Genomic DNA, 15,007 nt, shown 5'->3' with positions numbered 1-15,007 from the left:
GGTGGAAACCCCCTGCCACCACCCGCCCACTCCTACAACTTCACCGGAACATTCCTACACCGAAGACATTTTTCTACCTATATGCGCGAACGGCTGCGACCCCCTTCCTACCGCGCCCGATTCTGTCAGACTCGCACCGAGTCGCTACCCGCAACTGTGCAGGCTGGGCACCGGATTATCGAAAAAGTCTCAAGGTGAACTTCAGACCCGTATGCCAGAAACGCTCCTCATGCGTGACAATGGTCCGGTGAACCACGCTGATCAGGATGCACCCGTCGTCCCCGAGGAGGGGCAGATGAAGGACTCGAAGGGGTCCCGTCTCCACCCGAGGGTGACAAGTTTCCGCTCGCGCCGGGGCGCCCTGACCGCTGCGCAGCAGGAGTCGTGGGACCGGCAATGGCCCGAGATCGGCGCGGACGTCTCGGACAATCGCCTGGATGCGCCGTCATGGTTCGGCCGTGACGCCCCTCTGATCCTTGAGATCGGCTCGGGAACGGGCACCGCCACCGCGGCGATGGCGAAGGCCGAACCCCACGTGAATCTCGTGGCCGTCGAGGTCTATCGGCCCGGGCTCGCACAGTTGATTCAGCAGATCGAACGGGACGGGATCCCGAACATCCGGGTCCTGCGCGGCGACGCCATGGATGTCCTGGAGAACATGATCGAACCGGAATCGCTCACCGGAGTCCGTGTCTTCTTCCCGGACCCGTGGCCGAAGGCCCGCCATCACAAGCGGCGCCTGCTGCAGTCCCCCACTTTCGCCTTGATCGCGAGCCGGCTAAAGGCCGGTGGTGTGTTGCATGTCGCAACAGATCACGCCGAGTATGCCGAGGCCATCGCCGAGGCAGGCAGCGCGGAACCCCTCCTGACCTCCCTCGACTGGGAATCGCCGATGACGCACGAGCGTCCGGTGACGAAGTTCGAGGACAAGGCCCACCAGGTCGGCAGTGCGATCACCGAGTTGATTTGGGGGAAGATCAGGTCATGAGCGTCAGCGAGCAGTACTCCGACATAGCCGGCGCGGTCCCGGCAGGCACCGCGGTGTCGTCAGGATCTCCCGTGGTGGGTGCACGTGACGGACGCCACCAGAAGCGGGTCCTTCTCGTCTGGGACGCACCCAACCTCGACATGGGTCTCGGCGCCATCCTCGGCGGCCGGCCCACTGCCGCCTACCGGCCACGATTCGACGCGCTCGGCCGCTGGCTGCTCTCCCGGACCGCGGAATTGTCCGCGTCCGGCACCGACACACTCGAACCCGAGGCGACGGTCTTCACCAATATCGCGGCTGGCAGCGCCGATGTCGTGAGACCGTGGGTCGAAGCCTTGCGTAATGTGGGCTTCGCGGTGTTCGCCAAGCCGAAGATCGATGAGGACAGCGACGTCGATTCCGACATGCTGGACCACATCGCGCTTCGTCACGGCGACGGGCTGGCCGGTGTCATGGTCGCCTCCGCCGACGGTCAAGCGTTTCGCGAACCGTTGGAGAACATCGCCGCGACCGGCATTCCGGTCCAGATACTCGGGTTCCGCGAGCACGCCAGCTGGGCGGTTGCGTCCGACCTTCTGGACTTCGTCGATCTCGAGGACATCCCCGGCGTGTTCCGGGAGCCACTACCTCGGGTCAGCCTCGACACACTGCCCGACGAGGGTGCCTGGTTGCAGCCGTTCCGACCGCTTTCCGCCCTGCTCGTCGGGCGGAAGAGTGCTGCCGAGTAGGAGTTGATCAGTGTTCGCGAGCTGGGGAAGCGTCGTCTACCGGGCCCGATTCACCGTCATCGGCATCATGGTTGCCTTGTTGCTCGGTTCGGCCGCGTACGGCCTGGGCCTCGAGAAGCATCTCAGCCAGAGCGGCTGGGACGATCCGGGCTCGGAGTCGGTCGCCGCGGCCAAGCTGGCTGACGGCACCTTCGGCCGCGACACCAACAGCGACGTCGTGGCGCTCTATACGGCGCCGGAGGGCAAGACGATCGAAGACCCCGAGTTTCAGGCGAAGGTCGTCGAGAACCTCGAGCGGCTGGCCGCGGAGCACCCGGACAAGATCCTCAAGATCAACGGCGGTTACTTCAAGGTCGGCACTGCACCGCAGCTGGCGTCCGCCGCGGACGCCGACAAACAGCACGCGATCGAGAGCATCGCGATCGTCGGCGACAACGACACCGAGGTCACGGCCAATTTCCGCGACATCAAGGACGAGTTCTCCATCGACGGCGTCAACGTGCAACTCGCCGGACTCCAGCCCGTGTCGGGTGCGCTCAACGACACGATGGCCAAGGACATCAGGCGAATGGAGATCCTCGCGATCCCGGCCGTCGGTATTTTGCTGTTCTTCGTGTTCGGTGGTGTCGTCGCGGCGGCGCTGCCGCTGATCATCGGCGGACTGACCGTGGTCGGCGCCAACGGCGTCGTCCGTCTGATCACCAACTTCACCGAGGTCAATTCGTTCGTCGCGCCCGTGGTCTCCCTCGTGGGGCTCGGTCTGGCCATCGACTACGGGTTGTTCATCGTCAGCCGATTCCGAGAAGAGATGGCGGAGGGGTACGACACCCGCTCCGCCGTCCGCAGAACGGTGATGACCTCGGGCCGCACCGTGGTCTTCTCGGCGACGATGATCGTCGCCAGCCTCGGTGGTCTGCTGCTGTTCCCGCAGGGCTTCCTGAAGTCCGTCGCCTACGGCGCCATCGCGACGGTTGGGCTGGCGGCGCTGACGTCGATCACGATCCTGCCCGCGATCCTCGGCATCCTCGGCAAGCGCATCGACGCCCTCAGCCTCGACCGTTTCCGTCAGACCAAGAACACCGAGGAGATCGAGGCGAGCATCTGGGGCCGGCTCACCCGCTGGGTGATGCGTAACCCGCTCAAGGTCACCATCCCCATCGTCGTGGGTCTGCTCCTGCTGATCGTGCCGCTGACGGGCATCAAGTTCGGTGGCATCAACGAGACCTACCTTCCCCCGGACAGCTCGACCCGCGCCGCTCAGGAACAGTTCGACGACATCTTCCCGAATCTGCGCACCGAACCGGTCAAGCTCGTCGTGTCCGACGCCGACAACAAGGCGCTCGGCCAGATCATCAAGGAAGCCAGCGGCGCGCCGGGGCTGATCGAGCGATTCACCCCGGAGGGCGCGGCCAAGGACGGTGTTGTCGTCCTCAAGGCGGGTCTCGTCGACCGCAACGAGTCGAAGCCGACCATCGACTATCTGCGCGCCATGGACAGTCCGGACGGCGTGCAGGTGCTGGTGGGCGGCACCCCGGCGATCGAGCAGGACAGCATCGCCGCGCTGCTCGACCACCTGCCGACGATGGTGATCTCCGTCCTCGTCCTGACGACGCTGTTGATGTTCCTGACGTTCGGCTCGCTGGTGCTGCCGATCAAGGCGGCGTTGATGAGCGCGCTGGGCCTCGGGTCCACGCTCGGCATCCTGACGTGGATCTTCATCGACGGTCACGGTTCGGAGTGGTTGAACTTCACCCCCGGCCCGATCATGTCGCCTGTGCTGGTGCTGATCATCGCGATCGTCTATGGCCTGTCCACCGACTACGAGGTGTTCCTGCTCTCGCGCATGGTCGAGGCGCGGGCGCAGGGGGCGAGTACGACGGAGTCGATCCGCATCGGCACGGCGCACACGGGCCGCATCATCACTGCGGCCGCGCTCATCCTCATCGTCGTCACGGGTGCGTTCGGGTTCTCGGAACTCGTGATGATGAAGTACATCTCCTACGGCATGATCGCCGCGCTGATCATCGACGCGACCCTCATCCGTATGTTTCTCGTTCCCGCCACGATGAAGCTCCTCGGCGACGACTGCTGGTGGGCGCCGGCGTGGATGAAGCGGATCCAGGAGAGGACGGGTCTCGGTGAGCCCATCCTCGACAGCGAGTTGATGCCCGCCGACGTCCCGGAGCTCACCCCGATCGGTGCCGTCCCGCCGCAGCGCAAGCTCGCGGCGCCGCCCGCACCCCGGAAACCGGAACCGCTCACCGAGCCGATCCCGTTGGTCACCGCGCGGGCGCTGGCCGCGAAGATGTCCGAGGACGACGCGAAGGCGCGCCGGGCGCAGAACGAGGCCCGCCGGTCGGCGACCGGCCGTCCCGCTCGGCCACCGGAGGCGATCGAGGACACACCGCCCGCGGAACCGCAGACCACCGTGCTGCCGCAGCCTGCTCCGCCGCGTCCGGCCCCGACGCAGTCGCGTCCCGCGCCGCCGTCGCGGCCCGCACCGCAGTCGCGTCCTGCTCCGCGGCCCCGTCCGGCGGCCCCCGCCCCGGGTCCGGCCACCGAGTCGCGTCCCATCGAGAGTTGGCTCGCGGATCTCCGGTCCACGTCGGCCGCCGAGCCGCGGCCGGTCTCCTCGCCCGCCGAACCGCGACCCAGCGCGTCGTCGCCGTCACTGCCGACCCGCTCGCCGCGCTCGGTGCCCGCACCGTACGAGCAGGAGACCCCCCAGTCGTCTCCTGCCCGCCCGGTGCCGCCGATCCCGTCGAGGCGTCGTGCCGCGGAGCCTTCGGAACCCGTGAACGGCGGCAGGCGCACCAACGGCACGCCTGCCAACGGAACCCCGCCCCACGGCGCCCCGGCCAACGGCTCGCGCCGCCGCAGCGTCGAGGAGCCGCCCGTCGATCCGGACGACGCCTCGAGCGGCAGGCACCGTGCGGACGACGGCAACGCCGTCAGCGTCAGCGAGCTCATCGCTCGGCAGAACCGGCGCTGACGGAGCCGTTCGGCGTTCCCCGTCCGGCCTCCCGCTCCGCGAACTCACGCGCGTAGCGGGTGCCGGCGAGGAGCAGCAGCAGACCGACGACGAGGAACGCGAGGACGCGGAACAGACCGTCGAGGGTGGCCAGGTCGAACAGGAATAGTTTGGCCAGCGCCGCGGCGGTCAGTCCCAGTCCGACGCCGAGTGCGGTGTGGGCGTAGTCGCGGCGGGCAAGTCCGAACACCAGTGCCGCCGTCGCCGCCGCCATCCACGCGATGGTCGCGGCGCAGTGCCCGGCGATGAATCCGGCGGACGTCCCGGTGAGCGCCGCGCCCGCGGACACTGTCGCGGTGGTGACGGCGTACAGGATCACCAGCCCTGCGAGCACCCACCACGGCTGGGCGGTGTTGTCACTCAACAGTTTCAGCGAGTGCGCGTACCAGACGAACAGGAAGACCGTTCCCGCCAGCACCAGCGAGGAGAGCACGGTGGTCACCCCGAGCGAGTCGAGCGCGCTGTACTCGTCGACGAGGACGAACGGCGGCGCGGTGATCACGAAGGCGAACCCGCCGACGACGGTGAAGACTGCACCGACGGCGTAGGCGATCCGTGACTCCGCCTGCCCGCCGATGGTGAGGAACAGTGCCGCCACCCCGAGCAGGACGAGCGGCGCGAGGTCTTCGCTCGATCCGATGAGGCAGGCCTCGAGCAGAGCGAGGGTACCCACGCCTGCGAGCGCGATCCGTCCGTGTCGCGGCAACGACCGTGCAGACGCGAACGCGGCGAACATCGTGGCGGCCAGGACCAGCGCGATGAGCGTGGACCCGAGCCGGTCGAAGAGGTGGCCGATCACCAGCGTCGGGACGGCCGTCGTGACGATCATCGCGGTCGCGGTGACATCGCGAGAGTTGCTGCGCAACAGGATGCTCGACGAGACGAGTCCGAACAGGGCGACCAGTGCGGCGGACGCGAGCAGCCAGAACCTCTCCGGCCGGTCGGACAGTCCGGAACTCGCGATCGCGATCAGCAGCGCGATCACCACCGGGCACGTCCGCGCGATCGCCAGGTACAGCCAGTCGCGACCGAGTTGCGCGGGGAAGCTGGCGACCTGGATGACGAACAGGAACCCGATGAGGGTGAGCGTGATGCCATCGGTGAGGACGGGTGCGAGCACGGCGGCGCCGGTCACCACGAGTAGCGCGAGGGGTTGCGAACCCCACTTGACCGCCAGTGCGACACCGGCTCCCGCGATCCCGAGTGCCACGACCATCGCGAGCACCGGCAGCAACCAGTGGTAGACGACCGCCACGGCCACGACGTCGAGGTAGGCGCCGGCGATACCCGTTGCCGCGAGCGCGATCCCGCCGACCCGGCCGCCGGGCCGTCCGAAGACGCGGGTACCGGTGTAGACGAGACCGGCCGAGAACAACCCGCCCGCCACGACGCGCAGTTCCGGACCGAAGAATCCGGCCTGCGCCGCCAGCACGAGCAGCATCACGACACCGATCAGGGTGACGGCGACACCCGCGACGGCCAGCACGCGGCTGATCACCCCGTCGCGTTGCCACCAGGGTTCGCGAGCGGCCCGGGGAGGCGGTGCCGGAGCAGGCCGGTACGGGACGGCCGGTGCGGGTGGCGGCGGCGTCTGGGCGACCGGGGGTGCCTGCGGCACCGGGGGTCGGTACGTCGGCTGCGGCGCCGGCTGCGGCTGGGGATGCGGGACGCTCGCGAGCTGCGCCTGCAGGACGGCGAGGTTCTCACCCACGTGACGCATCTGCTGCCCGAGCGCCGAGAAGTCACCGGAGAGCTGCGCGACCAGCCGGGGGTCGATCGAAGGAGTACCAGGTGTGGACATGGATCAATCGTCCTGCGGCGACGGCACCCCACACATGAGTAGGCCTACTCGAGAAACCTGCGTCGTGCTACCCGAACATTCGGCGAATCGAGGTGCCGAAAGGGTGTTTGGCGGTCACGTTCCCGAACCTGACCTTGCCCCGGACGACGACGTGCAGCGGGCCGATGGGAGGTCCGGTCCGCACCTTGTTGGTCGCCGAGCCGCCGACCGTTTCGACGCCGTTGAGGTCGACCGTCGCCTCTTCCGGCACGACCAGCGAGATCGTGCTCGCGTAGTCGTCGATCGTCACGTGCACCACCTGCGTGGCCATGACGGCCCGCGTGAAGTCGAGCGTCACCGTCGACAGCCGGGTGTTCACCTCGAGGGCGGGGGGAACGTTCCACGAGCCGGTGCGGCTGACCGACGACATCCGGCCCCGGATGACGTCGCCCGGCGGCGGCGCGGGCGACCGGTGCACGACCGGCGGAACCGGGGGCGCCGGGCGAGACACGTACGGCTGGTCGGGGTCCGGCGGCGGCGTGAACTCGGAGATCAGCTGGATTCCCGGCAGATCCACCAGGACGACGTTCAGCTCCGCCCGCGTCTTCGCGGCGAGTGCCGTGTCCATCCGTTCGGTGAACTCACCGAGCGAGAGCATCCCCTGGCCCACCGCCCGCTGCAACAATTCGCCGACGTGTTCGCGTTCCGCATCCGATACGCGTAGGTCCCGTGCCTCCATACCGACCAGGCTAGCGCCCGTGAGTACTTATTAACCGCCCGCGGTTAATAAGTACTCACTGCTACTCGAGGCCCTGCTCGATGGCGTACCTGGTCAGCTCCACGCGGTTGGCCAGCTGCAGCTTGCGGAGGGTGGCCTGGACGTGGTTTTCGACGGTGCGGTGACTCAGCGACAGTTTGGTCGCGATCTGCTTGGCGCTGAGCCCTTTCGCGACGAACCGCAGGACCTCGGTCTCCCGTTCCGTGAGTTTGGGGACGGCGGGACCGTGCTCGTCGGCGGGCGCACTCGACATCCGGCGGTACTCCCCCAGCACGAGTCCGGCGAGCCCCGGCGTGAACACCGCCTGCCCGGCCGCGGTGGCCCGCACCGCGTCCAGCAGTTCCTCCACGGATGCGCTCTTCACGAGGTACCCGGATGCACCGGCCTTGACGGCGTCGAGGACGTCGTCGCGCTCGGACGAGGCCGACAGCACCAGCACCCGGCTGTCCGGCGACACCTCGAGGACGGCGGCGGTGGCCGCGGCACCGTTTCCGTCGGGCAGTTGCATGTCCATGAGCACGACACCGGGCCGGGTCGCCGCCGCCCGACGTCCCGCGGTGGCGACGCCATCGGCCGTGGCGACCACGGTGAACCCGGCGCTTTCGAGGTCGCGGGCCACGGCGTCCCGCCACATCGGGTGGTCGTCGACGACCATCACGGTGATGTGCTCGTCGGTCTCCGTGTCACCCATGCGGTTCGTCTCCCTTCGGCACGCGGATCTCCCATTCGGTGCCCTGACCGGGTTCGGTGTCGAGTTCGGCGGTGCCGCCGAGCGCACCGACGCGGCCCAGAATGGATTTCGATACTCCCATGCGACCCTCGGCCTCCGCTTCGGCCAACCGTCCCGGGGCGATTCCGCTGCCGTCGTCGCGGACGCTGACGATCACCTCGTCGCCCAGATCCTCCAACAGCACGTAGGCCCGGGCGCCGGTCCCCGCGTGCAGTGCGACGTTGGACAGTGCCGTGTCGACGATCGCGGCGAGCTCCGTCGCCCGGCCGCGCTCGATCGTCACCGGATCCGCCGGGGTCGACACGGACACGGTGGTGCTCGCCCGCGTGCCCAGCAGCAGTCGCACGTCGATCGCGCTCCCACCCAGATCCGACGCCACACCCGCGCCCTGCTCGGAGATGAGCATGCGCAGGGCCACCTCCTGCTCGCCGGCGAGATCCGCGAGTTCGGCTGCGGATCCGCCGATCTCGTTGCCGCGACGGCGGACGAGCGCGAGGACCTGCAGGACGCCGTCGTGCACCTCGCGGGCGAGTCGTTCCCGTTCCTCCGTGGCGGCAGCCAACCGCACGGCCTGCTCCAGCTGGGCCTGCGCACGCCTCGCGGTGGTGGTGGCGAGCCCGAGCGCCAGCCCCACCGACACCAGGACCGGTGCCGTCGCGTCCCGCCACAAGTCGAGGTTGATCTGGTCGCGCACCACCGCGCTCACCGCCGCCATCAGCACACCGGACGCCATTCCGACCCACGGCCCACCGAAGACGGCGGCGGAGATCACCGCGTTGGTGACCCACAGCGTCGTCGGCAGCGTCTGATGGTGGTTGTACCAATCATGATCGGAGACAAGGCGAGTCGACGCCATCAGCGCGATGACGATCAGCTGGTCGGCGATCACCACCTGGTAGCGCGGGACCTTCCCGTGGGACAGCAGGACCGCCGAGAGTCCCGACCACACCGCCATCAGGGCGACGAGGAACCAGCTCAGCCGCTGATGGGTGTAGTACTGCACCGACACGATCTGGTAGCTGATCGCGTACACCAGCGTGACGAGGCGGAACGCCTGCGCCGCCCGCCACAGCGGTGCGTCCGGCTGGGTGTCGAGCTCGGTCGTGGCTCGTGGGCGGTAGTGCAGTCGGGTGCGGTGCTCATTCCGGTCGGTCATGGATCTGCGCAGTGTCGTCGAGGTGCGGGTTGCCGGGGTGCGGCAGGTGCGGGCCGTCGGCTTCGGCCGGATAGAGCGGGACTGCCGGATCGTCGACCTCGAGGGCGTCGTAGGTGGCTTCGGGATCCGTGGACAGGAGCGAGCGCACCGCCGTGTTCAGCAGCGCGACGATCGGCACCGCCAGGAGGCCACCGACGATCCCGGCGAGCACGATGCCGGTGGTGATGGCGAGCACCACCGCGAGCGGGTGCAGCCGGACCGCGCGCCCGAGCAGCAGCGGTTGCAGCACGTGGGCCTCGAGTTGCATCACCCCGATGATGATGCCGAGCACGATCAGCGCGGTGAGGAACCCTTTGGTGACGAGGGCAACGAGCACCGCGAGGAAGCCGGTGAGGAACGCACCGACGATCGGGATGAACGCGCCGATGAACACGAGCGACGCCAGCGGCAGTGCGAGCGGAACCCCCAGAATCGCGAGTCCCGCGCCGATGCCGACGGCGTCCGCGGCGGCCACCGCCACCGTGGCGCGGACGTACCCGATCAGCGAGCCGAACCCCTGAGTCCCCGCCAGCCGGACCCGCCGCCGCGACGTGGTGGGGACGAGGCGGGTGACGAACTCCCAGATCTGAGATCCGCCGTAGAGGAAGAAGATGAGCGTGAACAGCGTCAGCAGGGCACCGGTGAAGATTTCGCCGACGACCGTGGCGGTGGTCAGTGCCCCACTCGTCAGCTGCTGGCGGTTGTCCTGGATGGACTTCACCACCGAGTCACCGGCCTGCCGGATCTGATCCTCGCTGAAGTGCAACGGGCCGTCGGTGAGCCACCCCTGGATCTGTGTGACGCTCGCCTCGAATTGTTCGGTGAGGCCGGGAAGACCTTCGATGAACTGCTCGACGACGAACGTCATGATCCCGGCGACGATGCCGATCGAACCGATGAGGACGACCAGGACGGCGGCCGACCGCGGCACGCCCTTGCCCTGCAGCCAGTCGACGAGCGGCACCAGCAGCGCCGACGAGAGCAGCGCCAGACCCACCGGGATGAGGACGGTGTCGAGCCTGGTCACGATGTAACCGAGGGTCAGCAGGCCGGCGAAGATGACGAGGAGCCGCCACGTCCATTCCGCCGCCACCCGCACCACCGGGTGCACGGACGCCGACGGGTGGCCCCCGCCCTGTGTTACCGCGGCAGTGTCCGAGCGTTGCTCGTTCGCGTTCACCTGCGGAGCGTATCGAGGTTCGGACAGTGCCGGGCGTTTCGCGTGGGAAACACGCGCGCGGGGGCACGCATATGCGCCGTTTAGGGGACGTGTCCTACGCCACCCGGTACACCCCCCGCTAAATTGAACGACGTGCGGAAATCCTATAGAGCGATCGCGGCGACGGTCCGCAGCAGATGGCCGCTCTATATGGTTTCGATGCTCCTCGCCAATTTCATCGGCGCGATCCTCGTCTTCGCGTTCGTGCGGTACGGCGTGCCGATCCCCGAATCGCAGGCCATCATCGCCGACCGGGTGCGCAACGTCGCGATCTTCGGCGGCTATCTCGCGTTCGCCGCCGTGGTGAGTCTCACGGCCGCTGCGATGATGCTGCGGTCGGTCGTCCGCTGGCAGTTGCGTGGGGGTCCGCCGACGCGCAGCGAGCAGATGTCGGCGCTGCACGCACCGCTGCGGCAGGCGATCGTGCACCTGGTGCTGTGGATCCTCGGCGGCATCATCTTCGTGCTGCTCACCATCACCGAGATGCCGGAACTCGCCGTCGCGGTGATCGTCACCGTCTGCATGGCCGCGACCACGACGTTCGGTTTCACATACATGCTCGGCGAGCGCATCCTGCGTCCGGTGGCCGCCCGCGCGCTCAGCGAGGGCGAGTTCGACCGGACCATGGCACCCGGCGTCGGCACCCGGATGGCCATGACGTGGGGGCTCGGAACGCTGATGCCCGTCATCGGCATCATCCTGCTGTGCGTGACGCAGTTGACCACCGACCTGGTGTTCTCCCCGAACGCGCTCGCATGGGCGATCATGCTGCTGTCGATCATCGCGATCGCGCAGGCGTTCGCGCTGTCGATGCTGACGGCCAGCCAGATCTCCGACCCGATCAAACAGCTGCGGCGGGCCATCGAACGCGTCCAGCGCGGTGCCACCGACGTCCGCGTCGAGGTGTTCGACGGCAGCGAGATCGGGCGACTGCAGGTCGGGTTCAACCGCATGATGCGCGAATCGGACGAACGGCGGCTGCTGCGCGAACTGTTCGGCCAGCACGTCGGTGAGGACGTCGCGCGGCGGGCACTGCAGTTCGGTACCGAACTCGGCGGAGAGACGAGGTTTGTCGCGGTGCTGTTCGTCGACATGGTCGGCTCCACCGGTGCCGCCGCGGAGCGTCCCCCGGGCGAGGTCGTGAACCTGCTCAACGAATTCTTCCGCGTCGTCGTCGACGTGATCGATCGGCACCACGGGTTCGTCAACAAGTTCATGGGTGACGCAGCTCTCGCGATCTTCGGCGCCCCGCTCGACCGCCCCGACGCGCCGACGGCGGCGCTGGCGGCGGCCCGGGAGCTGCGGTTCGCGTTGAACGAGATCACCGGCCTCGACATCGGCATCGGTGTCTCCGCAGGCCTCGCCGTCGCCGGCAACATCGGCGCCGCCGAACGGTTCGAATACACGGTGATCGGCGACCCCGTCAACGAGGCGTCGCGGCTCACCGAACTCGCCAAGCTCCACCCCAGCCGCGTGCTGGCCTCGACGAGTGCCCTGTATTTCGCGGACGACGACGAACAGGCGCATTGGGAACTCGGCGAACAGGTCCAGTTGCGGGGGCGCCGCCGCAACACCCACCTGGCTTGGCCGGAGGACTATCCGGAGTAATCCGCTACCCGTTGGTTACGCTGGCCAGGTGGCCCAGCCTCGATCCGACCCGCCCACTGCCGAGCATCCTCGGCAGCGAAGCCGATACTGGTGGATCAAATGGCTACTCGGCGCCGGCCTCCTCGCCCTGCTGACCGTCGAGGGCATCTACCTGTGGCCCACGCTCAGCGACTCGTGGAAAGCGCTCACCGAGATCCACTGGGGGTGGGTCGCGGCATGTATCGCAGCCCAGGCCGTCTCCCTGAGCGGGTACGGAGCGGTCCAGCAGCGACTGCTCCAGGCGGGCGGTGTCGTCGTCAGCCAACTCAAATCGGTCTCGGTGATCTACGCGAGCACCGCGATGGCCGTGAGCCTGCCGGCCGGTCAGGTGTTCTCCACCGCCTTCACCTACAAGCAGACCCGCAAGTGGGGTGCCACCCCCATCGTCGCGTCCTGGCAGCTGGCGATCTCCGGAGTGATCGCCGCGGGCAGCCTCGCACTGCTCGGCGCCGCAGGCGCGTTCGCGGTGGGCACCAAGGTGAGTCCGGTCACGCTGGCGCTGTCGCTGGTGGCCGCGTTCGGCCTGTTCTACGGACTGCGATACATCTCACGCAATCCCGACTCGATCGAGTCGATCGGGCACTGGGTGCTGACCCGGTACAACAAGTTCCGCAAGAATCCCCCCGACACCGGCGTCGAGCGGTGGAAGGAAATCCTGAGCCAGCTCGACTCGGTCGAGCTCAGCCGCAAGGACACCGTGATCACGTTCGGGTGGTCGGCGGTGCACCGTCTCGCCGACGTCGCGTGCCTCGGTTTCGCGTGCTGGGCGGTGGGCGCGGAACCGTCGCTGCCGGGTCTGCTGATCGCGTTCGCCGCCGCCAAGGCCGTGGGCAGCATTCCCCTGGCCCCGGGCGGGCTGGGGTTCGTCGACGGCACCCTGATCGCCACCCTGACGGCAGCCGGAGCCACCGCGTCGCAGGCCCTCGCAGCCGTGTTCGTCTACCGCGTCGTGAGCTACATCCTCGTCGCGCTCGTCGGCTGGGTGGTCTTCCTCATCCTGTTCCGGCACAACCAGCACGAAGACCTGGAGATGGACCTCGAGTTCGAGCGCCGGGAGCAGTCCTCACCGACCACCAAGCGCACGCAGCACACCGGGGACCCCGAGCCCGACTCCCAGCCGTGAGTACTTATTAACCGCGGGGGGCGGTTAATAAGTACTCACGGGCGGCGAAGCCGCAAGGCGTCGGCAACCACATCCGGGCGGTCCTCGGGCATCAACGTGTAACTGTCCTCGACCTCCTGCAGTTCGGCGTGCGGGTAGAGCTCGGTCAGGCGCCGGCCGTGGTCGCGGGGCATCACCTTGTCCTCGACGGCCCACAGCACGAGGACCGGCCGGTCGAAGCTCCGGTTCGCCTCCGCCCAGTCCCGCAGCGTCGACTTCGGCGGCACCGAGGTCGTGTACTTGCGCAGGTCTCGCCGCACCCGGCGGTCGGTGGTCGCGGGCCGGAACCACCCGTCCATCACCGACTTCGGTACCGGGCGCTTGCTCATCCAGCCCCACCCCGCGGGCGCCCGTCGCATCGCCTTGAATCTCAGCGCGTGCATGGTCAACGCCAGACCGCCGGGGACCGCCACCGCGAAACCTATTGCGCGACCCGGAATTCCGGGCGGATAGTTGTCGAACGCCTCACACGGGGTGAGGACGAGAGCCCCGACGCGACTCGAGTCGCCGAGCGCGATCAGCACCTGCGCGCCGCCCCAGTCGTTCTGCACGAGGGTGACGTCCGCGAGATCGAGCCGTTCGAGGAACTCGCCGATGAGCAGTCCCAGACCGCGTAGCGAGAGGTCGGCGTCCTCGCGCATGGGAATGCGGTGCGCGCCGAGCGGGAGGTTCGGGACGATGCAGCGGAAGTCCGGGGCGAGTCGCTCCACCACGTGTCGCCACACGGTGCCGCCGATCGTCAGCCCCGAAATGAACACGAGGACGGGGCCGTCACCCCCGGTGTCCCGATACTCGACCGTGCCTGCGGAGAGCTCGATCTGCTTCATGGCACTACCCCATTTGATAGATCGTTCTACTGAGAATCACGTTACGATGAGGTACGCACCGAGCGCAACGGTCGGAGGGTAGAAAAGTGAACGACACCAAGGCCCGGATCCTCGGCACCAGCAGCGATCTCTTCCGCCGCAACGGCTACACCGGGACCGGACTCAAGCAGGTCGCCGCGGAGGCGCGCGCCCCGTTCGGGTCGATCTACCACTTCTTTCCGGGAGGTAAGCAGCAGCTCGGCGAGGAGGTCATCCGCTCGTCGGGCGAGGAGTACGCCCGGCTGGTCTTCTCCATCCTCGACGCGCATCCCGACATCCTCGAGGGGATCGAGGTGGGCTTCCAGCTGGCGGGCGAGACCCTGGTGGCCACCGATTACGCGGACGCCTGCCCCATCGCCACGGTCGCACTCGAGGTCGCGAGCACCAACGAGGTGCTCCGCGTGGCCACGGCCGACGTGTTCACGAGCTGGATCGACTCGGGCAGCGCCCTGCTGCGCGCCCGCGGATTCGACGAGACCGATGCGCGGCGCCTGATCCTGGGCTTCGTCACCAGCCTGGAGGGCGCGTTCGTCCTCGCCCGCGCGCTCCGCAGCACCGAACCGCTCGACGCGGCCGGCGCCACCGTCCTCGCCGCCGCGCGGGCCTGCCTCCCCCCACGTGAGTGAGAAAGCGTCCCCGGGCACACCGTGCCACTCACCTGCGCCCTGTGACAGGCGTCACATTCGGGTTGCGGAAGAAATCCACCCTCGCCATAGTTGAAGGTACAAGAACTTAAAGATTCAACTACTTGAGTCGACGATCCGAGGAGTTTTCATGACCACCGCCACCGCCACCCTGCCCAACCTCACCGCCGGAACCTGGGCCATCGACACCGTCCACTCCACCGTCGGCTTCTCCGTCCGCCACCTGATGGTCAGCAAGG

Annotated in this window: 12 protein-coding genes; 6 read left to right on the top strand and 6 right to left on the bottom strand. The window is 68.1% G+C overall.

All coding sequences use genetic code 11. The annotated features are described in order from the left end of the window. Positions 1 to 211: 211 nt before the first annotated feature. Genes trmB through ACFVJ3_RS47810 form a run of 3 tightly spaced genes read left to right on the top strand, consistent with a single transcriptional unit; the run spans position 212 to position 4,708 of the window. Positions 212 to 988 carry a tRNA (guanosine(46)-N7)-methyltransferase TrmB gene (trmB, locus tag ACFVJ3_RS47820; RefSeq protein WP_378458750.1) on the top strand — a complete coding sequence of 259 codons (777 nt, stop codon included), beginning with the start codon at positions 212 to 214 and terminating at the stop codon, positions 986 to 988. Further along, a complete protein-coding gene (locus tag ACFVJ3_RS47815) occupies positions 985 to 1,716 on the top strand; it encodes an NYN domain-containing protein (RefSeq protein WP_378458749.1) in 732 nt (243 codons plus the stop codon). Before trmB ends, ACFVJ3_RS47815 begins: the two co-directional genes overlap by 4 nt. A gap of 10 nt (positions 1,717 to 1,726) precedes the next feature. Beyond that, positions 1,727 to 4,708, top strand: coding sequence for an MMPL family transporter (locus ACFVJ3_RS47810; RefSeq protein ID WP_378458748.1), 2,982 nt, complete (start codon positions 1,727 to 1,729; stop codon positions 4,706 to 4,708). Here ACFVJ3_RS47810 and ACFVJ3_RS47805 read toward each other — a convergent pair. The 5 genes from ACFVJ3_RS47805 to ACFVJ3_RS47785 form a co-directional block, all read right to left on the bottom strand. After that, complete coding sequence (locus ACFVJ3_RS47805) at positions 4,683 to 6,548, bottom strand: DUF2339 domain-containing protein (protein ID WP_378458747.1); 1,866 nt, start codon at positions 6,546 to 6,548, stop codon at positions 4,683 to 4,685. The genes ACFVJ3_RS47810 and ACFVJ3_RS47805 overlap by 26 nt on opposite strands. Before the next feature lie 67 nt (positions 6,549 to 6,615). Next, positions 6,616 to 7,266, bottom strand: coding sequence for a DUF1707 domain-containing protein (locus ACFVJ3_RS47800; RefSeq protein WP_378458746.1), 651 nt, complete (start codon positions 7,264 to 7,266; stop codon positions 6,616 to 6,618). A gap of 61 nt (positions 7,267 to 7,327) precedes the next feature. Beyond that, on the bottom strand, positions 7,328 to 7,996 hold the full coding sequence (locus ACFVJ3_RS47795; protein ID WP_378458745.1) for a response regulator: 669 nt from the start codon (positions 7,994 to 7,996) through the stop codon (positions 7,328 to 7,330). Next, the gene (gene macS, locus ACFVJ3_RS47790; RefSeq protein WP_378458744.1) at positions 7,989 to 9,191 is read right to left on the bottom strand and encodes a MacS family sensor histidine kinase; all 1,203 of its coding nucleotides are present in this window, start codon (positions 9,189 to 9,191) and stop codon (positions 7,989 to 7,991) included. Before macS ends, ACFVJ3_RS47795 begins: the two co-directional genes overlap by 8 nt. After that, a complete protein-coding gene (locus ACFVJ3_RS47785; RefSeq protein ID WP_378458743.1) occupies positions 9,175 to 10,410 on the bottom strand; it encodes an AI-2E family transporter in 1,236 nt (411 codons plus the stop codon). Before ACFVJ3_RS47785 ends, macS begins: the two co-directional genes overlap by 17 nt. A 189-nt stretch (positions 10,411 to 10,599) precedes the next feature. Here ACFVJ3_RS47785 and ACFVJ3_RS47780 point away from each other — a divergent pair, with 189 nt between their 5' ends. Continuing rightward, a complete protein-coding gene (locus ACFVJ3_RS47780; RefSeq protein WP_378458742.1) occupies positions 10,600 to 12,057 on the top strand; it encodes an adenylate/guanylate cyclase domain-containing protein in 1,458 nt (485 codons plus the stop codon). Between the two features lie 28 nt (positions 12,058 to 12,085). Continuing rightward, on the top strand, positions 12,086 to 13,219 hold the full coding sequence (locus ACFVJ3_RS47775) for a YbhN family protein (protein WP_378458741.1): 1,134 nt from the start codon (positions 12,086 to 12,088) through the stop codon (positions 13,217 to 13,219). A gap of 35 nt (positions 13,220 to 13,254) precedes the next feature. Here the strand turns inward: ACFVJ3_RS47775 and ACFVJ3_RS47770 are convergent, their stop codons facing one another. After that, positions 13,255 to 14,085: an alpha/beta fold hydrolase gene (locus tag ACFVJ3_RS47770; RefSeq protein WP_378458740.1), complete on the bottom strand. Its 831-nt coding sequence runs from the start codon at positions 14,083 to 14,085 to the stop codon at positions 13,255 to 13,257. An 86-nt stretch (positions 14,086 to 14,171) separates the two neighbouring features. Here ACFVJ3_RS47770 and ACFVJ3_RS47765 point away from each other — a divergent pair, with 86 nt between their 5' ends. Continuing rightward, the gene (locus ACFVJ3_RS47765) at positions 14,172 to 14,750 is read left to right on the top strand and encodes a TetR/AcrR family transcriptional regulator (RefSeq protein ID WP_378458739.1); all 579 of its coding nucleotides are present in this window, start codon (positions 14,172 to 14,174) and stop codon (positions 14,748 to 14,750) included. Positions 14,751 to 15,007: the final 257 nt, after the last annotated feature.

The sequence above is a fragment of the Rhodococcus sp. NPDC127593 genome, from assembly GCF_042671975.1.
Lineage (GTDB): Bacteria > Actinomycetota > Actinomycetes > Mycobacteriales > Mycobacteriaceae > Rhodococcus_F.
The sequence above is the reverse complement of the archived record's forward strand: the minus strand, read 5'-3'. Positions and strand labels throughout refer to the sequence as shown.